At 49.2% G+C, this 20949-nt stretch carries 13 protein-coding genes and 3 tRNA genes; 7 read left to right on the forward strand and 9 right to left on the reverse strand.

Annotated features, from left to right (window positions below; translation table 11 throughout):
- The first annotated feature begins 13 nt into the window (after positions 1–13).
- Positions 14–643, forward strand: a complete 630-nt coding sequence (dhaL, locus tag C9I89_RS14050; RefSeq protein ID WP_245905492.1) for a dihydroxyacetone kinase subunit DhaL — start codon at positions 14–16, stop codon at positions 641–643.
- 62 nt (positions 644–705) lie between these two features.
- Positions 706–3198, forward strand: a complete 2493-nt coding sequence (gene ptsP, locus C9I89_RS14055) for a phosphoenolpyruvate--protein phosphotransferase (protein WP_107283966.1) — start codon at positions 706–708, stop codon at positions 3196–3198.
- A gap of 96 nt (positions 3199–3294) precedes the next feature.
- Here the strand turns inward: ptsP and dhaR are convergent, their stop codons facing one another.
- On the reverse strand, positions 3295–5250 hold the full coding sequence (gene dhaR, locus C9I89_RS14060; protein ID WP_107283967.1) for a dihydroxyacetone kinase operon transcriptional regulator DhaR: 1956 nt from the start codon (positions 5248–5250) through the stop codon (positions 3295–3297).
- Between the two features lie 244 nt (positions 5251–5494).
- Here dhaR and C9I89_RS14065 point away from each other — a divergent pair, with 244 nt between their 5' ends.
- Complete coding sequence (locus C9I89_RS14065) at positions 5495–6040, forward strand: hypothetical protein (protein ID WP_107283968.1); 546 nt, start codon at positions 5495–5497, stop codon at positions 6038–6040.
- Between the two features lie 126 nt (positions 6041–6166).
- Here C9I89_RS14065 and C9I89_RS14070 read toward each other — a convergent pair.
- The 3 genes from C9I89_RS14070 to C9I89_RS14080 form a co-directional block, all read right to left on the reverse strand.
- Positions 6167–6241 (reverse strand) — tRNA-Gly (locus C9I89_RS14070).
- Positions 6242–6248: 7 nt separating this feature from the next.
- Positions 6249–6324, reverse strand: a tRNA-Thr gene (locus C9I89_RS14075).
- A 44-nt stretch (positions 6325–6368) separates the two neighbouring features.
- Positions 6369–6459: transfer RNA gene (locus C9I89_RS14080), tRNA-Ser, on the reverse strand.
- Between the two features lie 400 nt (positions 6460–6859).
- On the opposite strand from C9I89_RS14080, the gene C9I89_RS14085 reads away from it, so the two are divergent.
- Entirely contained in the window at positions 6860–7561 is a 702-nt protein-coding gene (locus tag C9I89_RS14085) for a hypothetical protein (RefSeq protein ID WP_146155069.1), read from the forward strand.
- A gap of 390 nt (positions 7562–7951) precedes the next feature.
- On the opposite strand, the gene C9I89_RS14090 is transcribed toward C9I89_RS14085, so the two are convergent.
- Both C9I89_RS14090 and C9I89_RS14095 read right to left on the reverse strand, forming a co-directional pair.
- Positions 7952–8785 carry a helix-turn-helix domain-containing protein gene (locus C9I89_RS14090; protein WP_107283970.1) on the reverse strand — a complete coding sequence of 278 codons (834 nt, stop codon included), beginning with the start codon at positions 8783–8785 and terminating at the stop codon, positions 7952–7954.
- Positions 8786–8923: 138 nt separating this feature from the next.
- A complete protein-coding gene (locus C9I89_RS14095; RefSeq protein ID WP_107283971.1) occupies positions 8924–9703 on the reverse strand; it encodes an AraC family transcriptional regulator in 780 nt (259 codons plus the stop codon).
- A gap of 111 nt (positions 9704–9814) precedes the next feature.
- On the opposite strand from C9I89_RS14095, the gene C9I89_RS14100 reads away from it, so the two are divergent.
- On the forward strand, positions 9815–10906 hold the full coding sequence (locus C9I89_RS14100; protein WP_211315252.1) for a universal stress protein: 1092 nt from the start codon (positions 9815–9817) through the stop codon (positions 10904–10906).
- Between the two features lie 27 nt (positions 10907–10933).
- Here C9I89_RS14100 and C9I89_RS14105 read toward each other — a convergent pair whose 3' ends face one another.
- Complete coding sequence (locus C9I89_RS14105; protein ID WP_107283972.1) at positions 10934–13768, reverse strand: cation:proton antiporter; 2835 nt, start codon at positions 13766–13768, stop codon at positions 10934–10936.
- Here C9I89_RS14105 and C9I89_RS14115 point away from each other — a divergent pair.
- Both C9I89_RS14115 and C9I89_RS14120 read left to right on the forward strand, forming a co-directional pair.
- Positions 13767–15827, forward strand: coding sequence for an adenylate/guanylate cyclase domain-containing protein (locus tag C9I89_RS14115; RefSeq protein ID WP_245905493.1), 2061 nt, complete (start codon positions 13767–13769; stop codon positions 15825–15827). The two genes, C9I89_RS14105 and C9I89_RS14115, sit on opposite strands and share 2 nt — an antisense overlap.
- Positions 15828–15867: 40 nt before the next feature.
- Positions 15868–17004: an ABC transporter substrate-binding protein gene (locus tag C9I89_RS14120; protein WP_107283975.1), complete on the forward strand. Its 1137-nt coding sequence runs from the start codon at positions 15868–15870 to the stop codon at positions 17002–17004.
- Positions 17005–17088: 84 nt separating this feature from the next.
- On the opposite strand, the gene glgB is transcribed toward C9I89_RS14120, so the two are convergent.
- On the reverse strand, positions 17089–19269 hold the full coding sequence (glgB, locus tag C9I89_RS14125) for a 1,4-alpha-glucan branching protein GlgB (RefSeq protein ID WP_245905494.1): 2181 nt from the start codon (positions 19267–19269) through the stop codon (positions 17089–17091).
- Positions 19270–19429: 160 nt separating this feature from the next.
- Positions 19430–20935 carry a glycogen synthase GlgA gene (gene glgA, locus C9I89_RS14130; RefSeq protein ID WP_425440417.1) on the reverse strand — a complete coding sequence of 502 codons (1506 nt, stop codon included), beginning with the start codon at positions 20933–20935 and terminating at the stop codon, positions 19430–19432.
- Positions 20936–20949: the final 14 nt, after the last annotated feature.

The following is a 20949-nucleotide window of genomic DNA, read 5'->3' on the forward strand; positions in this document are numbered from 1 at the left end:
CAATAAGGAATACATGATGACAATTACGAAACAACAAATCGTTCAGTGGCTTGAAACATCAGCCGACGTATTTAAAGACGAACAAGATTTTCTGACTGAGTTAGACAGAGAAATAGGCGATGCTGATCATGGTCTAAATATGAACCGCGGCTTTCAAAAAGTGAAAGAGAAACTACCGAGTGTTGCCGATAAGGATATTGGTACTATTTTAAAAACCACTGGAATGACCCTGCTTTCGAGCATCGGTGGGGCCAGTGGCCCGCTGTATGGTACTTTCTTTATTCGTAATGCAGCCAGCGTGATGGCTAAAGAAGAGCTAAGCCTTGCTGAGCTCACCAAGATGCTTCAGGATGGCATGGACGGGATTGTTCAGCGTGGAAAAGCGGAAGTTGGTGATAAAACCATGATCGACACCTGGAACGGCATTATGGAAAGCCTGAAGCAAAATCAAGATGCTAGTGTTTACGATGCCTTGAGTATCGCCGTGGCGGAAGCTGAAAGCGCAATGAAAAACACCATTCCAATGCAAGCGAGAAAAGGACGAGCAAGCTATTTAGGTGAGCGTTCTATCGGCCATCAAGACCCAGGTGCGACATCCGCGTACCTACTCTTCACTGAACTGCGCAACGCTTCAGCGCTATAAGTACACTCCATCCTCTTTGTTGTTCGGGGTGGCATCGCGCCACCTCAGTTTAAGGTTTGATTATGGTCAGTATTGTAATTGTTTCCCACAGTCCGGATTTAGCCAAAGGCGTCCATGCGTTGGCAGCCCAGATGACCCAGGGAAAAGTAAAAATAGCCGTCGCAGCCGGTGTAGATGATCCTGAGAACCCAATTGGTACCGACGCCGTTGCCGTGATGATGGCAATCGAAGAGGTGTATTCTCCGCAAGGCGTCCTGGTTTTGGTAGATATGGGTAGTGCAATTCTAAGTACGGATATGGCATTAGAGCTCATTAGTAGTGAGCAGGCCGCCAATGTACACGTCTGTGCTGCGCCGCTAATCGAAGGTACCATGTCGGCAAGTGTTGCAGCAGCGGCAGGCATGCCACTGGATGAAGTGATCAATGAAGCACACAGTGCATTATTAGCAAAATACCAGCTGTTAGACCAAAGCGCCAAGCTTCCTGGTGGTATACAGGCAAATTATCAACCCGATCCTGTAGATAGTGAAAACGAAATTGAATTTGAGTGGCAGGTGAAAAATCCTCACGGCATTCACGCCAGACCTGCCTCTGCGATTGTGGGCGCCATCAGTCCATTTGATGCCCAAGTCTGGCTGAGCTGCCATGACACGCGAGTCAGTGCCAAGAGTATCAACAGTATTGCGCTATTGGGCGTAAAACAGGGTGACAGCCTAACCTGTATTGCCAGCGGCGAAGAGGCGCAACAGGCGTTGCAGGCCTTCGCCTTACTCGCAGAGAGCCATTTTAACGAATCTATTGATGAGAGAAGTGATGAGGTAGCGGTTGAAGCTTCCCATCAGGTACACCACGTTGCCGAAGAAGACGGACGCTTGAGTGCTATTGGCGCATCCGAGGGGATTGCCATTGCACCAATTTGGCACTACCGGATCACCATGCCCGAAGCACGTGAACGTGACTATTTAGATTATGAGCAGGAATGGCAGCTGTTTGACCAGGCGTGTGATATCGCCCGGCGAGATCTGGCCGAGTTGGCAAACCAAACCGCAACAGCAGGCTCAAAATCAGAAAGTGAAATTTTTACTGCGCACAGCCAAATGTTGGCAGATCCAGAGCTTGGCAATCAAATCAAGCAAATGCTAAAAGATGCGGTCAACGTGGACAGTGCCTGGTTGCAAGTTATCGAGCAGACGGCGCAGGCATACAAAGATTCACCAAGTGAATATATGCAGGCGCGGGCCAACGATGTTTACGATGTGGGCCGCCGGGTGATGGGGTTGCTCATTGGTGAAACGGAACCTCAAATCGTGCTTACTGAGCCGGTCATTTTAGTTGCCACGGATCTTTCACCATCAGATACCGCGCAGCTTGATCCGAATATGGTCCAAGGCATTATCCTGGAGCAGGGAGGGAGTACATCACACTCAGCCATTCTTGCCCGTGCACTAGGGATCCCGGCCGTCGTTGGGCTCAACGACATCATGTCGCGAAGCCAGGAGGGCGACGTCGCGATTATTAACGGTAGCAGCGGCGGTGTCTGGCTGGCACCGATGGCGCAACAGCTTGAAACCGCGCAGCAAGAACTTGAACAGCTTCATCGCCAAAGAGAGCAAGACCAGGCGCTGGCGATGGAAAAAGCCAAAACACAAGACGGCAAGCTGGTGGATGTCTTTGCCAACCTTGCCAGCGTGGAAGATGCTGAGCAGGCGCTTGCCTGCGGAGCCGAAGGGGTCGGGCTGGTGCGCAGTGAATTCCTCTTTATGGATAGCGAAAAAGCACCGTCCGAGCAGAGCCAATATGAATTTTATTCACGTATTGCCGGAGTCTTCGGTGAAAAGCCAGTGATCATCCGGACTCTCGACATTGGTGGCGACAAGCCTTTAGCTTATTTGCAGCAAGGGGCTGAAGAGAACCCGTTCCTGGGGTGCCGGGGCCTGCGCTTATGTTTGCAAAATGTGGATATATTCAAACTGCAGCTGAACGCCTTGCTTCGGGCCCGGGCTGAACATCCTAACCTGCAAGTGATGTTCCCAATGGTTTCAACCCCTGATGAGTTGCGCCAGGCGAAATCTCTGCTCGAGTCTTGCTATCAGGTACTGCAACATGATGGCGTGCCAGCCGCGATACCAGATATCGGCATTATGATTGAAGTGCCTGCGGCGGTAGCCAATGCTAAGCAGTTAGCCAAAGAGGTAAGCTTCTTCAGTATTGGAACTAATGATCTCACTCAGTATGTGATGGCAGCCGACAGAGGTAACGATGCGGTCTCCTACTTAGTATCTGCGGCTCAGCCTGCAGTGTTGCGGATGATTGAAATGGCGGCGCAAGCGGCTCACGATGCCGGGATCACCATTGGGATCTGCGGTGAGATGGCCGGCGACCCCAAACTAACAGCGACTCTCATCGGCTTGGGTATTGATGAACTGAGCATGAGCCCTATCCGTATCGCTGGGGTTAAGCAGGCGATGCGTACCACCCAGAGCAAGCATGCAGCGTTAAAAGCGAAAGAGATCCTAAATGCCGAGACCTTAGAACAGGTACTGGCCATGCTTTAAGCAGCCATTTTCAACCTCATAACAAAGCCGCACGCAAGAGTGCGGCTTTTCACTGCCGTTCATCTCCCTTTTATACTCAAACCTCTTCATCTTTGGTTATTTATAATCAGCCATATCAATACCGTAGCCCTTTAGCTTGCGCCATAACGTGGTGCGGCCCACCTGCAAATCGTCACACATTGTGCTGATTTTTCCTCGACAATGCACCGCAGAACGTATGATGGTGTTCTTTTCAGCATCGGCCAGAGAGTTTGACTGTAACTGTTTATCTCCAACCGTTTCTCGCTCTGTTGCTGAAAGAATGGAATCGGGTAGATCTTTGACCCGGATCACATTCGCATGGGCAAAATTGGCAGCGCGCTCTATTACATTACGCAGCTCTCTATGGTTGCCAGGCCAGCGATACCGCATTAAAAGTGACATCGCCTCTTGGCTAATGGTGAGGGGGGTTTTCTTTTCGGCTTCCAAGTGAGTGAGTTTTCGTTCAACTAAGGTAGACACATCCTCAATGCGCTCGCGAAGTGGCGGTACTTGGATATCAAAAGTTTGCAACTCTAAATGCAGTTGCCTGCGAAAATGCTTTTCCAGAACATACTGATCCAAATCGACATTAGACGTTGCAACGATACGAACATCCAGTGAGACAATATTGCCATTCATGCGGTTTAACAGCCCTGTTTTCAGGAGGTGGAGTAAGGCTGCTTGTACTTCGGAAGACAGACACTCCACTTGATCTAGAAACAAGGTGCCACCGTTAGCCAGTTCAAATTTCGACGCAGAGGCTTGATCACCGTCCAGTGCTGAGCCTAAAAATTCGGTCGCCATTAGCTCTTTGGGAATGGCCTGGCAGTTAATGGCAATAAAGGGCTGGCCATGTCTTTCACTGGCGTTGTGGATCGCCTGGGCAAGGTGGCTTTTTCCTATTCCATCCTCCCCGTGGAGCAGAATAGGCCCGCGCCCTTTTGCGGCATGGCGCGCCTGGCGGATCACGCGTTGCATGGCATCCGAAACCCCTGTAATGTCATCAAACGTTAATCTTGCTCGGTTTCCGGCATGCTGATGCACTAAATCGCGAATATGCTTGAGCGGATAGAGTAGGGCGATATAGCAGTGGGTATCGTTTTGAGCGTTTCTCACAATCTTTAGTGACATCACCAAGGAAATCAGCCGACCTTTACTCTCTATTGCGGTTTCGACCATATCCAGCCCTTTTCCACGCTTGATGGCCTGGCGTACACGCTGAGGCATAGTGAGAACTGAGCTGATTTCTTGGCCCAATTCACTGGGTGTTAAGCCCAGGAGTTCACAGCCTTTTTGATTCAAATAATGAATCTTTCCATTGGGGTACCACGCCAGTACACCTTCATCAACCCCTTCCAGCAGGACATGTACCTCAGATAAGTGCTGATTAGACTCTGTTAGCATACTTTCAGCTTGCATTTGACTGGCAATATCGCGTGAAGCGGAATGAATTAAGCCCAGAGCAGAGACGCTGGCTTTTTCGGCTGGCAGCACCAATGCGACGCAGCCATGTGCTGAACCGGTACCATCAAATATTGGGGCGGCGTATACCGCAAAATCGTGTAGCGCCTGTTTAAAGTGTTCAAAGCCAGCCGTTCTGGTCGCTTTAGCTAAATGCATGGCACTTGAAATCGCGTTGTTACCTATTATTCCCTCTCGCCAATAAACGCCTTCCTGAATACCGAGTGCACCAAGTTTCTCTTGCATAACACTGTCTGCGTAGAAATACAGGGTGCAGCCGGTTTCATCGCAAACTAAAAAAGCACAGCTGTCGTTTTCCAGATATTCGTAAATATCTTCGATAGCCGGTACGGCAATATTTAAAAACTGTGCTTTGCTTTTTTGTATTGAGGCAAAAGTTACCCCTTTAGCCCTGTGTGGCATCGACCAATGATCGTGACGCTGTTGTCGACGACAGCGAGACCAAACTTGCTGTAGGTGCGGATCAATATCGGGGAGTTCAGCCTCTACAGAGGACTGAGAAACAAAGGCGTGCCAAATCTCTTTGGTTAATGTGCGACGAGATTGCATAGGAAACATTACTGCTTATTAGGTTCAGCCATCATCTTAGCGTTTTGGATCCGGAAAAAATAATGCCCAGATTGGAATATTGAGTTTTAGCAAAGCCCATTTTCATTAACAACAGAACGAAGGAAACCAGGAGGAGGCTGAATTATATTCTATATTTTAGCTATAGGTGCGTATTGGGCCAGTCCGTCGTTATCACGCATGAAGCCAAACAATGTATAGGAACAACTAACTCTACGAGGCCGCCATGCTTACATACTTTTATCTAGATATAGAAGGCATTGACAGTTTATATTCACAGATTGCCGATATCGGTATCGCTGGGTTGACTGCAGACTCAGAGCTACCAACACTGAAAGCAACGAGCCACCTTACCACGGAGCAAAAATTGGCCACAGTCCTCAAAGTTCTGAGGCTAAAAAGAAAACTGTTCGCCTCTTTGGACGACGCTCTCGAGCAGGCAAAGCAGGCGGAGGGAGTGCCTGAGCCTTTATATTTTGAGTTCGTGGAAAATTGCCTAATCCCCGGAAGGAAAGAATTTGAGTCAGCCGACGAGTTCTTCACATACATTCATTACAAGCAATTTATTGGATTCACATTTGAGCGACATCCTGATGTGGCAATGACGGGGAATCTCTACAAGTTCGAGCACGCTAACAGAGAAGAAACGAGAGGTATCATCAGCCCCCACCTCCAATTAATTATGAGTAGTGGAGAGGTTAAAATGAAAGGCTTTGGCGTTCTTCATTCAATGCCTTGCTATGTAAAACCTTTTTATTTGAATGGCATATAAAAAGGTTTGGAAACTAAAGCCAGTATGTCGGAAGACACTTCGCCGACAATAAAGGAGTCATGACCATTAGGTTTTGATGAGCAAGAGAATACGGCATTCTAGCAACAGAAATCAGAGGGGATTGTTTGGAGCGTGCAGCGGGAATCGAACCCGCATCATCAGCTTGGAAGGCTGAGGTAATAGCCATTATACGATGCACGCAAAATAATGGTGCCGACTACCGGAGTCGAACTGGTGACCTACTGATTACAAGTCAGTTGCTCTACCTACTGAGCTAAGTCGGCACACTTTATCTTGTTGTATTCATGCTTATGCCCAAATACGAATTTGGCGGAGAGATAGGGATTTGAACCCTAGATACGCTATAAACGTATGCCGGTTTTCAAGACCGGTGCTTTCAACCACTCAGCCATCTCTCCAAGGCGGTAGATAGTAGGGAATACCGAGGGTAATGTAAAGTTCAACTGAGTTAACTGGTCAATATATAACCCATTGAACGTAATAAGCATAGACTGCACCGAATTTTGAGAGTGGGATCATAAATTGTGGGGGGGGGTATGAGGTATGTTTCACATGAGGATTTTTAGTTCCAACTGATTTGCCCCTTTCCCTGTGAAAGGGGCCTTTTTTTACCTATAAGAAAATAGCTAGAAGTTATTTATTACTTGGGTATAAGCACTTACTACTTTGGTGTTTTTTTAAATTATAAAGCAGCTATGAGTTGATTGACTATCTGTTCAGATTCTGAATTGATCAACAAAGTCATGTAAACTAGTGTTTTATAAAATTATCGTCAAATCGAAGGTTGGGAAAATGGAAATGGCGTATTCTGAAGTAATGGCACTACCAGCAAAAGAACGAGGGCCTTTGCTTAAGCTTCTGGCAGAGTCCGGAGATAATGATGCCTGTTTAGAGTATGCGAAGTTGATTTTTGCAGACAAATACAGCGGCACGCCATCAGCAGGACAGTCAAAAGATGAAGCGAAAGCAGAAGCACGTTCAGAGGCAGTAACCTATCTATATGACGCCGCTCGGCGGGGGCACCTGCCAAGCATTATTTTGGGACAGGATGCCGTCTTTTTAGGTCGTCGGGGCGCATTTAACAAAGTGCTCTGCAAGGTCAGTTACACAAAGGCGATTGAATTCTTAGATCTTTGGCTGGCACAAGAGCCGGAACCCGATGATCGTGCACTGGCACTGTTCCGAAAAGGCTTGTGCCTGAAGCTTATGAATGCGGAAACGCCTTGGGATGAAGTTAAGTTACTTTGGGAGCAATCGGCAAGTCTCGGTGGAGAGCATGGCATTGCAGCCGCAGCACAACTCGGTGTCTGGCATTATGACAATGGATGCTATGACGAAGCGATCCCATGGCTTGAAAAAGCCAAGACTGCATCTATGATGGCAGCATCACACCTTATGTTGATCCACAAAAATCATACTAAGTCTGAGGATGATTATAAAGAGTGCTCAGATATTTGCTTGGCGCTGTGCAGCACCAAACCCAAGCCAGGCCAAACCTAAGCTCTGTAAGTCTGATAACGGGAATACGATCCGGTGTCCGGCTTGCAACCGGAAAATACAGCTTGGGTGATTGGCTGTAACCAGCATAAGGACCTTGATCATCGTTTCGGTAAAAGAGGCTGAAGGGCTGAATCGTTCGAAAAAATGGCTCTGTTACCAGAGCCAAAACAGATAGAAAATCACTATCGGTAAAGCATACTTCACGAGCAGAGCCTGTCAGCAAAACCTAGCCAATGACTTTGTTACAGATCCTGTCTGCTTTTTTCTATGTCCTGCTGTGAAAGTATGCTTATCACGTATTAGCAGGATAATAGTCCCAGCGCTGTCAAATGGTATTTCATTATTCCTCATGTGCTTGAAAATGAAATACTTTCAGTTGATTAACAATATTTACTTGATCACGGTCTCACTTAGTCGAGGGGTTTTTAGCATCTCGAATCGTAAGCGGGTGAAATCCAGGTTGTTCTTTTGTTGGATCATTTTCCAGAAAGGATTGCTATAGAGCTGTTGATGAGAGCCGGTGAAAAAGGGAATAGCCGATGGCGAGACAACCCGGTTGAAATAGATATCAGAAAAAAACTGTTCTCCCGTCGGATCCGGCATGGGAAAGGTGATTATTTTTTCTTGCGACAGTTGTTGGAAATGATCCAGCATTTTTATGAAACAGGCTGGATTGATCGCAAGAAAGCTAAGCACTCTTATGTGGTTGGCTGCCGGCATATCCAAAATATAATGGCCGATAATGGTTGTACGGTGCAGAAAGGTAATCACGGTTGGATTCTTGCTATCGAGGTAGCTGAGTGTCTCTTCAAGCGTTTCAAGATACTTTTTCTGGTGGGCGTGAGTGATCAGTGCGAGATCACCGGCCGCTAATTTATGCAGCTCTGTTTTCTCAATTCTGGTTACTGGGTAGTTGTAGGCCAGCGTGCTATCGTCCAGCTCGGTTTTATTCAGGAATGTTTTATTCAGTATTTTCTGTTCGTTGTCATCAAACTGATAGGGTTGCAGGAAGAAGGCTGCCAGCCCTACTCGTCTTATGAAGGGGGGCTCACTTGCCGCATTTTCCCATTGGCTGATCATCGACTGCGTCACGTTTTTAAACAGGATATGGGAATTTGCCAGGCAGCTGGCCATCTCATTTTGTGACATTTTTAATGCTTTACGGTGTTGCTGGAGTATGCTGGCGAAACGATTGCGCTTAAATAATTCTAATGGGTTTTGCATGTATTTTATACACTTGTTAGGCATGTACTTCATTTTTCATTTTAGTGTAATAACGAAGACTGCCCTATTCGGAATGGTTGAAAGTATTGCTAGAGTGAATAATTTCATGCTTTTTGCCACCCTCAATCAATAGAATGTTCATTCCAGTCTTTTACGATACTGCTCAGGTGTACAATGTGCGTGTTTCTTGAACAGCGTGATGAACGGCGAGGCCTGATGGTAACCCAGAGTCAGGGCGATCTCTTTCACGGATAAACCCTTGCGCAACAGGTGTAATGCGTAGATAAATTTACGCCGCTGGCGCCATTCGGTAAAACTCATCCCCAGCTTATCCTGACAGTGACGGGCTAACGTACGTTCTGTGGTATGAATATCTTTTGCCCACTGGGCCAGGGTTTTGTTATTGGTTGGGTTGCGTTCCAGTTCGGTCAAAATGGGCTTTAATAACTTGTCTTCACTGCCGGGCAGGAATTGTTCGTGCTCATTGGCACAGAGTACCTGATCGAGAAGTACACTCACCATTCGTTGATCTTCACCGGTGACGGGCACGGTAATACGACGTTCGCGCAAATCGTTAATAATCGCATTCATGATCGGGCTCACTTCTAACAAGCAAGCATAATCCGGTAAACCGTCGGCAAAGGGCTTGACGATATTCATCGAACAATAGTTCATGCTGCGACGCATATAACTTGCATGTTCAATACCTGCTGGTACCCATACCGCATACTGGGATGGTGACAAAAACCGTTTGCCTTCTGCATTCAGCTCCAGAATACCACCATTGATCAGTTGCAGCTGGCCCCAGGAATGATGGTGCTTCTGGGTGGTGCTATTGGGCAGAAAGACTTCATGGCCAAAAAAGATATCGCCCGGCGGGTTGTCGTTATCAAACAGTGGTTGATGGGCCTTTTTCATAAGGGCTGCTTACTATCAGTGATGGTCAGTGATGGCTATCTTACATAAAGTTGTCATCTTTGATGATCAAAAGGTACAACTTTACTGGTTAAACCGCGAAAAGCGGCGTACATGTCAGAACTACTTGATGATACTCAACTAAGATTATATCAACAGAAAAGTGCCTTGATGAATTCAGTTTCACATAACCTCAAATATAAACTGGAGGACCGTGACATGGAGAGATTTAAAAATATTATTGTGGTCGCGACAGCCGAATCCGCCAACGAGGCTGCATTGGAACGCGCCGCAGATCTGGCGAACAACAACCAGGCGTGTCTTACCGTTGTTGAGGTCATTGACAAAATACCGATTAACCTGAAGTTATTTCATAATGACCTGTCTCCCGAAATCCTTCAGGCTAACATTGTTGCCGAGCATGAAAAAAGGCTAGAAGAGTTGATTGCTCCGTGGAGCAAAAATCTCGACATTCAAATAAAAGTGCTTATTGGTACCCCATTTTTAGAAATCATCCGGGAGGTGCTCCGGAATGGGCGTGATCTGGTGGTCAAGGCTGCCGAAAGCGATGGGTTGCGGGCGCAGGTTTTTGGCAGTGATGACATGCACTTGTTACGTAAATGTCCGTGTCCGGTATGGTTAGTCCATTCGAAATCACCTAAAGCATATCACCGCATTCTCGTGGCGGCCGCGGTGGATATCTATAGTCCTTTTCTTCCCCAAGAGTCGGAGACAAAACATCAGCTTGATCTTCAGATCCTCGACCTGGCGGGTTCCTTAGCACTGTCTGAATTCGCCGAGCTGCATATCGCTCATGTATGGGAGGCTATTGGTGAAAGTTCGCTGCGTGGTGGGTTTATGCACAAGACGGAGGATGAGGTTGTTGCCTATGTTGAAAAGGTCAAGCAGCAGCATCAGCAAAATTTGAATGAATTAGTGGCAGAGTTCACTAATCATCTGGGCAGTAATGCCAGTGCCTATCTCAAACCTCAAATTCATTTGCTAAAAGGCTCACCACGCAAGGAAATCCCGCTTTTCGCCGAGAAGATTGAGGCCGATCTTGTGGTCATGGGGACTGTGGTTCGTACCGGTATTCCCGGATTTCTGATGGGTAACACGGCTGAAACGATCCTTAACCGAATCGACTGCTCGATACTTGCGGTTAAACCGCAGGGGTTTGTCACGCCCGTTACCCTTGAGGAGTAATACCAATCAGGCTTCTTATATAACGGCCTAACGTATACAGATCCGCTCCTTCAGATCGGGGTTAGACTCAAGAAGCGGAGAAAAGTCGTTGCCCTGCAAGACCAGCAATTCGCAGTAGCTGGCTGCGGTGACGTCGGCATTGCGCGGCTCCTGAGTCAGTAGTGCCAGCTCACCAAAGAAGTCACCTCGGCTCAGGCGAATGGGAGCATGGTTGTTCGTTACGTCGACTGAGCCTGCAGCAATAAAATACATCGCATTGCCAACCTCTCCTTTATGTACGACTCGTTCGCCCGGTGCGACGAGAAGCGGTTTTAGTTGACTGGCGATATCAGCAATATGATCGCTGTCCAATCCGGCAAACAAAGGAACCTTTGCCACCAGGCTTTCCGGATCCAGACGCTCGCTGGCAATCCGGGTGATACGCTCCTGCAGATAGGGATGCGCTGACGTTATTTTCTGGAAATCTTCCACCCGCAGGACGAGAAGTTGGCAATAGGCTATAGCGGTGACATCGGCGCTGCGGGGCTCCTGGGTGAGCAATGCCAGTTCACCGAAGAAATCGCCGCTGCCAAGACGTATGCTCTGGTGCTTCGTTGCGGCCTCGACTGCACCGCTGGAGATAAAGTACATCGCATTGCCTGGTTCATCCAGAGTGACGATCCGTTCGCCCGGCACGACCAGCTGCGGGGTGAGCACCGCGGCAATTTCGCTGATACGGTGCGCACCCAGTTCGGCGAAGAACGGTACTCTGGCTACCAGCTTGGCCGGCTCCAGCCCGAGATCCAGCCGCGGCTGGCGATCCATGATGCGGCTGCGTTTGTCAATCTCCCGTCCCAGCTCATTAAACACTTCCTGACTGATGATATCTTCATCAAGCATACGGCGGTAACTGGCTTCCTCAAGGCGTAAGGCCACGCGGACAAGGTGGCGCTTCTGGAGCGTTTCTGCGTATTCCGGATATTGTAGGTGGAGTGCTTCCAGTGCCTGCTGGGTGGTTTTCAGGCGATCGGTCAATAACTGTTCCAGTTCGTGGGCGAGGCTCTCGCCAAATAATGAAGGGATCTTCTTCCGGCTAAAGCTGATCAGCGCCGTGATCACGGTATCGGTGACTTGAAGCACTTCAAAGCGGTTGGCAAGCTGTATCGCCAGGGGACGAGTGATCCCCAGATGCCGTTGCAGCAACATGGCTGTATGAAACAGGATACCGAATTTCAGATGGGTATTGATGGTTTCCTGATAACCGCCAACCTTGCCAATCTTCAGCCCATCTTGCAGATCATCGGCGTGGAACAGCAGGGTGCGGGTGATTTTGGCAGAATCCAGCCCGTCAGAGAAGCGTTTTAGGTAGAGGTGACGCTCGTGGTTGGTCAGTGTGCTCAGTCCGACAGTGAGAGTGACGGTATCGGGTTGCTGACCAGTTCGTGACATCGAGTGTTCAACCCTGTTCAATCGCTGCTCGTAAATGTCAGCAACACCGGTGGCGATGATCGGATTGATTTTATCCTCGTGTGCGGCGTGCTCAAGTCCCTCACGGATATGCCTTATCGAGAGTGCCATGACCCGGTTGCGAATAAGTCGCTCTGCGGGGGGCAGCTGGTCAAGCCCAAAAAAGCGCATCATCATTCCCATGGTCGGTGCGTTAACAAAAAGCGTGAACAGCACAAAACCGGTGACCAGAGAGGCGACAAAAGCCTGGATTTCCGGGGCAATGCCCGGCGTCTCGAGGATCACCAGCGCCAGTGCCAGTGAGACGGCACCGCGTAATCCCCCCCACAGCATCACAGTGCGAAAGGCCATGCTGATTTGCTGTCCCAGTCCGAGCTTATTCAGCAACGGCAGCACCAGATACAGCACCACGGTACGGGCCAGGAACGCCGCGATGGTTAAGGCGATCAGCGAAAGTAGCTGGGCAGAGGTAAAATCGACCAATACTTTGGGAACCAGCAGGCCCACCAGGAAGAAGATCAGGGAATTGGCCCAGAACACCAGCTCTTCCCAGGTTTCGGTCAGTGTGTGCCAGGTATGGGGCGAGATTTGGGTACGCCCGAACGAATTGATCACCAGACCGGCAGTGACGACAGCCATCACGCCGGATACATGCAGGTAGTGCTCCGCTAACAGAAAGCTCAGGTAGGCCAGGCAGATGGTGAGTGTGATCTCGACCAGTGGCAGGTTACGCAGCCGGCCGATCAAAGATGCCACGAGCCAGGAGGCGATCAGGCCGACCAGAATGCCTCCGAAGAAAACTGTCATAAATTTGCCGGCCGCAGACAGCACGCTCTCTTCTGCACCGCTGATCAGTATTGTCACCAGAATCGTAAAGAGCACAATCGCGGTGGCATCATTAAACAGGCTTTCCCCTTCGACCAGGATGGTGAGCCGTTTTGGGGCCCCGAGGTTTTTGAAGATGGCGACGATGGCGACCGGATCGGTGGCCGATACGATGGCACCAACCAGTAAGCAGGCTACCAGGCTGATACCGGAAACGTACCAGACGGATAAGCCGACAAGCAGGGTGGAGATCAGCAGCCCGAGCACCGCAAGCAGGAGTATCGGAGCGAGATCGGCCATCAGGTGGCGGGCATTGATATTCAGTGCCGATTCGAAGATAAGAGCAGGCAAGAAGACAAAAAATACAGCTTCGGAGGTAATATCCAGCGCTTCGAGCGCAACCAGAAAATCTCCCAGTATTCCGGGGGAGTGAATGCCACTCATCGCCAGTACGATGCCACCCAAAAGGCTTCCCGCGGCAGCCAGTAACACCGTATAGGGAAAGTTGATACGGTTGGCGATGGGCAGCAGAAGGCTTGCAATGGTAAGCAGGCCAACGAGCCCCAGGACCAGGAGAAATGTTTCATGCATGGCAAGAGCCCCTAAGATTGATCGTTTCCTGTCTTCTCGCTGCCAACAAGGCGAAAGTCCCTGCCGTACCAACCGCTCCGGCGGCTTGAAGGAAACGTCGTCGGCTGAATTGGACAAACTGTGTCAGGAAGAGGTACTTCCTGAAATGTTGACTCATCAGCTCTCTCCTGAGCTCAGGTGGAGCAATATATTTAGGTTAGCTCAAAAAATGGGTATTGAAGTCTATACTGACTTTGTGAGGAGCATTTTTTATTTGTTTTTCAGGGGGATTCCAATGGGGCTTTTGCAAAAGAGCCTGAAGGCGCGGATGACGGCCTACTTCTTGCTGGTTTCAGTGCTGGTTGTTGTTGCTCTGGCGGCAGTGACGTATTTTCTTTCAGCTGAAACTCAAAAGCAGGTGGCGATCGCGCAATTTGAGGTTATTGCTGATCATAAAGAGTTCGAGATTAATCGGTTTGTTTCCGAGCAGATTGCTATTGCGACGAAAATTGCCGGACTTGATGAACTGCGTAAAGCTGCCGACTCACTATTGTCGAAGGAGTTTGATTCTGCTCAATACCAGGCTGCATATTTGGAGTTGGCCGAAGTCTTGTTTTTGTCCACGTTTCTTGACTATGGCTCAGCGAGCGCCTCTGATTTGACGGAAATTTTACTGCTGACAAACATCGGCGGCAGGGTTTTCTTTTCCACGGATCCGTCTCATGAGGGGGAGTACCGGCTCAGCGATCAATATTTCACCAAAGGGCGGCAGGGAACCTATTTGCAGAAGGTGTATCCGGGAGCCGAGACCGCCTCACCGACCCTGACGGTGTCGACGCCGCTTCTGAGCCCGACCGGAGAACTCCTTGGCGTGCTGGCAGCCCATATCAGGTTGTCAGTTCTGGTCGAGATTGTCAGCAGGCGAACCGGGTTGGGGGACAGCGGCGAGGCTTATTTGATAGATGCTCACAACCGTTTTATTTCAGCCGAACACTTTGGCGATGAGTCCTATCCGCGGGGCGTACACAGCTTGGGTATCGAGGCGGCCCTGAAGGGAGAAAACGGAGCGGGCCTCTATAACAACTATAACAACGTACCGGTAATTGGCAGTTACCGCTGGCTTCCCAATCTGGGCCTGGCGCTGATCACTGAAATTCAGGCTGCCACTGCCTTGGCACCTGCCAACCGTCTTGGCGGGATGATCCTAAGTGTTGGCCTGTTGGCGGTTGGGGTGCTGAGTATCGGGATTTACCTTATTGCCGTTCGGATTGCCCGGCCTATTCTGGCCGTAACGGATACCACCTTGAAAATCGCTGCCGGGGATCTCAATCAGTCGGCGCCGGTTATGACTCAGGATGAAACCGGATTATTGGCGAAAAACTTTAATATTATGATCGAGCGGCTTAAAAGCACACTTGACGATTTAGCCGCGGAGCAGGAAAAGTCGGAACATCTACTGCTTAATATCCTGCCGGCACCGATTGCAGAACGTCTCAAGCATGGCGAGGATACTATCGCAGACAGCTTTGCCGAGGTCACAATTTTATTCGCTGATATCGTCAACTTCACCCCCATGTCCGCTCAACTGTCAGCAGCTGAATTGGTAGGGCTGCTCAACGAAATATTCTCTGAGTTTGACCGCTTGAGTGAGCAACGGGGATTGGAAAAGATCAAGACCATCGGGGATGCCTATATGGTTGGGGCCGGGATCCCCATCCCGCGAGATGATCATGCCCAGGTGATAGCTGAGATGGCACTGGACATGATGGAAGTGATTGAGTGTTTCAACCGAAGGCATGATAGCGATCTGAGCATGCGCATTGGGATCAACAGCGGGCCTGTCGTGGCGGGGGTGATAGGCACGAAAAAGTTCGTCTATGACATCTGGGGAGATGCAGTAAATACGGCGTCTAGAATGGAGTCTCAGGGACTTAAAGGGGGGATCCAGATCACCGAAGCGACCCACAGACACTTGCGGGATCAGTTTGTTTTTTCCGATCGCGGGATGATAGGTATCAAAGGAAAAGGAAAAATGCACACCTATATTTTAAAAGGGCGTAAAAAAGAGGCGATCAGTTAGGTTGCTTTTGTTATGCAGGGTTTGAACGAAGGATACTTATATGAAATTAATTATTACCTTGCTGATGCTTGCCGGCCTTTTTTTGAGCGGTTGTGACGATCGTCAATCAAGGAGCAGAGAGTTCAGGATTGGCCTGATTGCACCGATAAGCGGTCATATTCCGGAAGTGGGGCTGGCCACGGTAGAAGCTGCGAAACTGGCTGTTCAGGAAGTCAACGACAGCGGCGGTCTGATCATTGACAATCAACGATACCGGGTGGAACTGTTGATCGAAGATAATCAGGATAAAGCCGAGCAGGCTATCAGTGCTGCTCTGCGATTGATCAATCAGCAAAACGTTAGCGCCATTGTTGGCCCTCAGGCCAGCCGTAACGCGATCCCTGCGGCAAGATACGCCGAGTACGCCCGGATCCCTATGATCAGTCCTTGGTCGACGAACCCGGAAACAACCCGGGATAAAAACTGGGTTTTTCGTGTCGCTTTTGTTGATACTTTTCAGGGACAGGTGATGGCAAGTTTTGCCTACGATGAGCTGGGATATAAAAAGGCAGCCGTTCTTTATGATATCTCCAGTGAGTACAACCGCAATCTGGCAGAGGTTTTCAGGACAGCCTTTAAGGCGTTGGGGGGCGGGATAGTCGCCTTTGAGTTCTATACCCGTGACACAGAGGATGTTTCAAAGCAGTTGCGCCGGATCCAGGCCGCTGAACCCGATGTGCTGTTTCTGCCCAATTACTACAATGAAGTGCCTGGTCAGGCCCGTCAGGCAAGAGAGGTAGGAATCCAGGCCAAATTGCTCGGCAGTGATAGCTGGGCTCAAATACCGCCAGCTCAGCGTAATGCGATTGAGGGGGCTTTTTTCAGCACGCACTATGCAGTTGATACCTCCAATGACGAGACGATGAATTTCAGGGCGCGTTATCGCCAGACGTTCAGCAGGGAACCGGACGATGTGGCAGCCCTGACTTATGATGCCTTCGGGATGTTGTTTGAGGCTGCGAAACGCCATGGAGGCGTAGAGCCTGAGGGGATCCGCGATGCACTCAACAATCTCGATGTTTATGACGGTGTTACTGGGAAAATTAAGTTCCGTGATTCGGGCGATCCGATCAAAAGTGCCGTGGTGCTTGAGGTAAAAAACGGCGAGTTTTCATTCAGTATGCGGGTTGAGCCCTGATGGCTCACGGTCACGCTATTTGTTCAGTGGACGAAAAGCCAGCAGATTGCTCCACTGGCTTTACCTTGCTTATTTATTGGACATTCAGTTTTTGCTAAATACCAAAAATTGGGTTGATAACGGCGGTAAAGTCACCTTGACGGAATACGGCAGACCATGACTCGGCTCTTCCACCACTTCAATACATTCATCTACAGCATAACCGCTGCCCCAATAGCTGGTGGCATCCGTATTGAGTACGAGGCGGTATTGCCCCTTCTCCGGCACACCCAGGGTATAACCATTCCGCGGTTCTGGCGTAAAGTTACTGATCACCAACACTTTGTCGCCATTGAGCGCAAAACGCTCATGGGCCAGTACGCTTTGCTCGGCATCATCTTGCACTCGCCATTGGAAACCTTCCGGCGAACAGTCGAGCTCATACAGTGCCGGAACGCTGGTGTACAACCGGTTTAGGTCTCGGACTAAAGATTGCATCCCTTGATGGCGAGGATACTGCAGCCAGTGCCATTCAAGCTGACCATCGTGGTTCCACTCGGCACTCTGGGCAATTTCGGTCCCCATAAAGTTCAGCTTTTTCCCCGGCTGACCGTACATATACCCCATATAGGCACGCAGGTTAGCGGTTTTCTGCCACTCATCCCCCGGCATTTTATCGAGCATCGATCCTTTGCCGTATACCACCTCATCATGAGAAAGCGACAAGACGTAATTCTCACTGAATGCGTAAATCATGGGGAATGTGAGGGTATTGTGGTGGTATTTGCGGTGAATAGGTTCTTCTTTGATGTATGACAGGCTGTCATGCATCCACCCCATATTCCACTTAAAGCCAAAGCCTAAACCGCCCATTGCGGTTGGTTTGGAAACACCTGGGAAAGCTGTAGACTCTTCGGCAATGGTCATCGCATTGGGATAGTGGCGATAAACTTCTTCATTCATCCACTTCAGCAGGCTGATGGCATCATAGTTTTCATTACCGCCATCCTGGTTGGGGAGCCATTCGCCGTGCTTGCGGGAATAATCGTGGTAAAGCATTGAGGCAACGGCATCGACCCGCAAGCCATCAATATGGAAATGCTCAAACCAGTACAGCGCATTCGACACCAGGAAGCGGCGTACATGATCTCGGCTATAATCGTAGATATAGCTGCTCCAGTCCTGGTGCCAGCCACGGCGCGGATCCGGATCATTGAACAATGCGGTACCGTCAAAGTTTGCCAAACCGTGATCATCGGACGGAAAGTGTGCCGGCACCCAGTCAAGTACCACCCCCAGACCTGCCTGGTGACACTCATCAACAAAATACTTGAAATCATCCGGCGAACCAAAGCGACTGGTAGGGGCAAACAGGCCTATAGGCTGATAGCCCCAAGAGCCATAAAACGGATACTCTGACACCGGCATCAGTTCAATATGGGTGTACCCCATATCGGTTAAATAAGGGATCAGCTCTTGTGCCAACTCCCGGTAAGTCAAAAATTCACCGTGTTCATTCCTGCGCCATGACCCGACATGAAGTTCGTAGAAAGACAGCGGCTGTTGGTGCTTTGGTGTTTCTTCACGGGTTTGCCATGCCTGATCTTGCCACTGGTACTTGGCCTGATCAAAAACAAGCGACGAGAAAGACGGGTACTGCTCGGCATGGTAACCCCATGGATCGGCTTTATGGGGCAGGCCATTGCCTGAGCTGTCTTTCAGCTCAAACTTGTAACACTCACCCTCGGCAAGCCCGGGAATGAATAATCCCCACAGGCCATGATCCATGCGTTGCAAGGGATGGCGGCGGCCATCCCAGCCATTAAATTCACCGACGACACTGACAGCAGAAGCATTTGGTGCAAAAACCAGAAAACGAACGCCTGAAACCCCCTGGCCAGCTTTTTCCAGTGTAATTAGCTGTGCACCCATTTCATTGTACATCTGTGACGGGGTGAAAAGCGCCTCGTCAGAAGGCAAAATACGATGATACTGATAAGGGTCATTAATCGATTGCTGGCCGTCTGGCCAACAAACATGCAGCTGATAATTTGCCGTGGTCAGGTCTGTTTTTCCTTTCAGGATAAAACCGCTGGCTGATTCGCGCTCCATAGTGAAACGCTTGCCAAATTCGAGTTCCACCTCAACCTTTTCAGCTCCTGGCATCCATACCCGAAGTGAGATCTCTTCAGAATTGTATTGTGGCCCTAGAAAGGAAAATGGATCTGAAAATGCGGCTCTCTCTAGCTGGCTGTATTCCTTTTCACCCTGTGTTTCTCTGTTCAACGAAGTACTCCTTATTGATCATTGAAGAGCTTTAGCTCCCACTTCTGCTAAGCGTCGAGTTCAATCGATTCTTTCCTGATGAGCAAATACATCATCTAAAGCTGGCAATAGAACCTCAAAAAGCCCTCTTATGAGGGCTTAAAGAAGTTCGAACCGGTTATTAAACGCCGGATGCAGACTCTGTCGATGTAACAGACGGCAACATGTCACCATCGAGATACATCTCAAGGTACTGCTGTGCCGATTCCTGCCAGCTAAACTGGCATGCCATTGCATTTTGTTGCAAGCGTTTAAATTCCTGTGGCTTCTGGCTGTACAGCAGAAGGCTACGTTGCAGTTTAATCAACAGAGCCTCTGGGGTCGGATCGCTAAATATAAATCCGGTCGCGACGTGAGGTTTGTCGTCATAATCAATAACGGTATCAATTAATCCGCCAACCGCGCGAACGACAGGTAATGTACCATACGCTAAGCTGTACATTTGATTTAGGCCGCAGGGTTCAAATTCAGAAGGCATCATAAAAAAGTCAGCCCCGGCTGTAATGCAGTGAGCCAAGGGATTGCTGTATGCTTCAACAAAGGCGAATTTATCGGCATGCGCTTCGCTAATTTGACGCAAAGCCGACGCCAATGCCGGATCGCCGGTTCCAACAATAACGACCTGAACCTCATTGACCAGGAAGTCTTTTAAAATCGGGATCAGATAATGGATGCCTTTTTGCTCGGTTAAGCGACACACCATGCCGTATACCGGAAGATCAACAACCGGCAAACCTACCTGCTGCTGCAAATCTTTTTTGCAGGCTTTTTTACCCCGAGCGAGGCTGACTTTATTTGCTTTGAATTTTTGCTTGATATAAGGATCGGTTTCCGGATTCCAGTCGCCATAATCACAGCCATTCACAATGCCATATAAATCACGGATTCGGTTTTGGAAGTCAGCCTCCATACCGTGTGAGCCGAGATGAGTCAGCATTTCTGAGGCATAATTAGGGCTTACCGCATTCACTTTATCAGCATATGCGACACCTGCTTTAAGCATACTGATATGAGAGGGATCTATTTCAGCGTTAATGTAACGGTGTTGAATCAATTCAGGGATCAGGCGGTACTGATCGTAATTGAAAATACCTTTAAATACCGCATTATGAACAGTGATCACGCTCTTGGTATTAGCAAAAAAATCACTCTGGGCATAACGGGTTTTCAGTAGGAAAGGCACCAGGCCGGTATGCCAGTCGTTACAGTGAATAATGTCTGGCTGAAAGTCGACTTTCTCACACATATCCAGCGCCGCCGCACTCAAGAAGGCAAAACGCTCACCATTGTCTGGATATGCCTGATTATTTTCGGCATACAATTCAGGGCGATCAAAGTATTGCGGTGCATCCAGCGCATAAACGGGCACATCGCCACTTGCTAATTGCATGACCTGATAACCAACGGCAGCAGGTTGCGGTTCTACGTATAGCTCTGTTGATAGTAACGAAACCGCCTGTTCACGACCTGTAACGGTCTTATAAAACGGCATTACAATTCGAACATCGTGCCCCATCAGCTTTAAGGCAGCAGGCAAAGATTTAGCAACATCGGCAAGGCCGCCGGTTTTCACCAGCCCCTCTACTTCAGATGAAACAAATAAAACCTTAAGCGGCGCTGTTGGCACTGTTTTCTTTTTAG

The organism is Photobacterium lipolyticum (assembly GCF_003026475.1).
Lineage (GTDB): Bacteria > Pseudomonadota > Gammaproteobacteria > Enterobacterales > Vibrionaceae > Photobacterium > Photobacterium lipolyticum.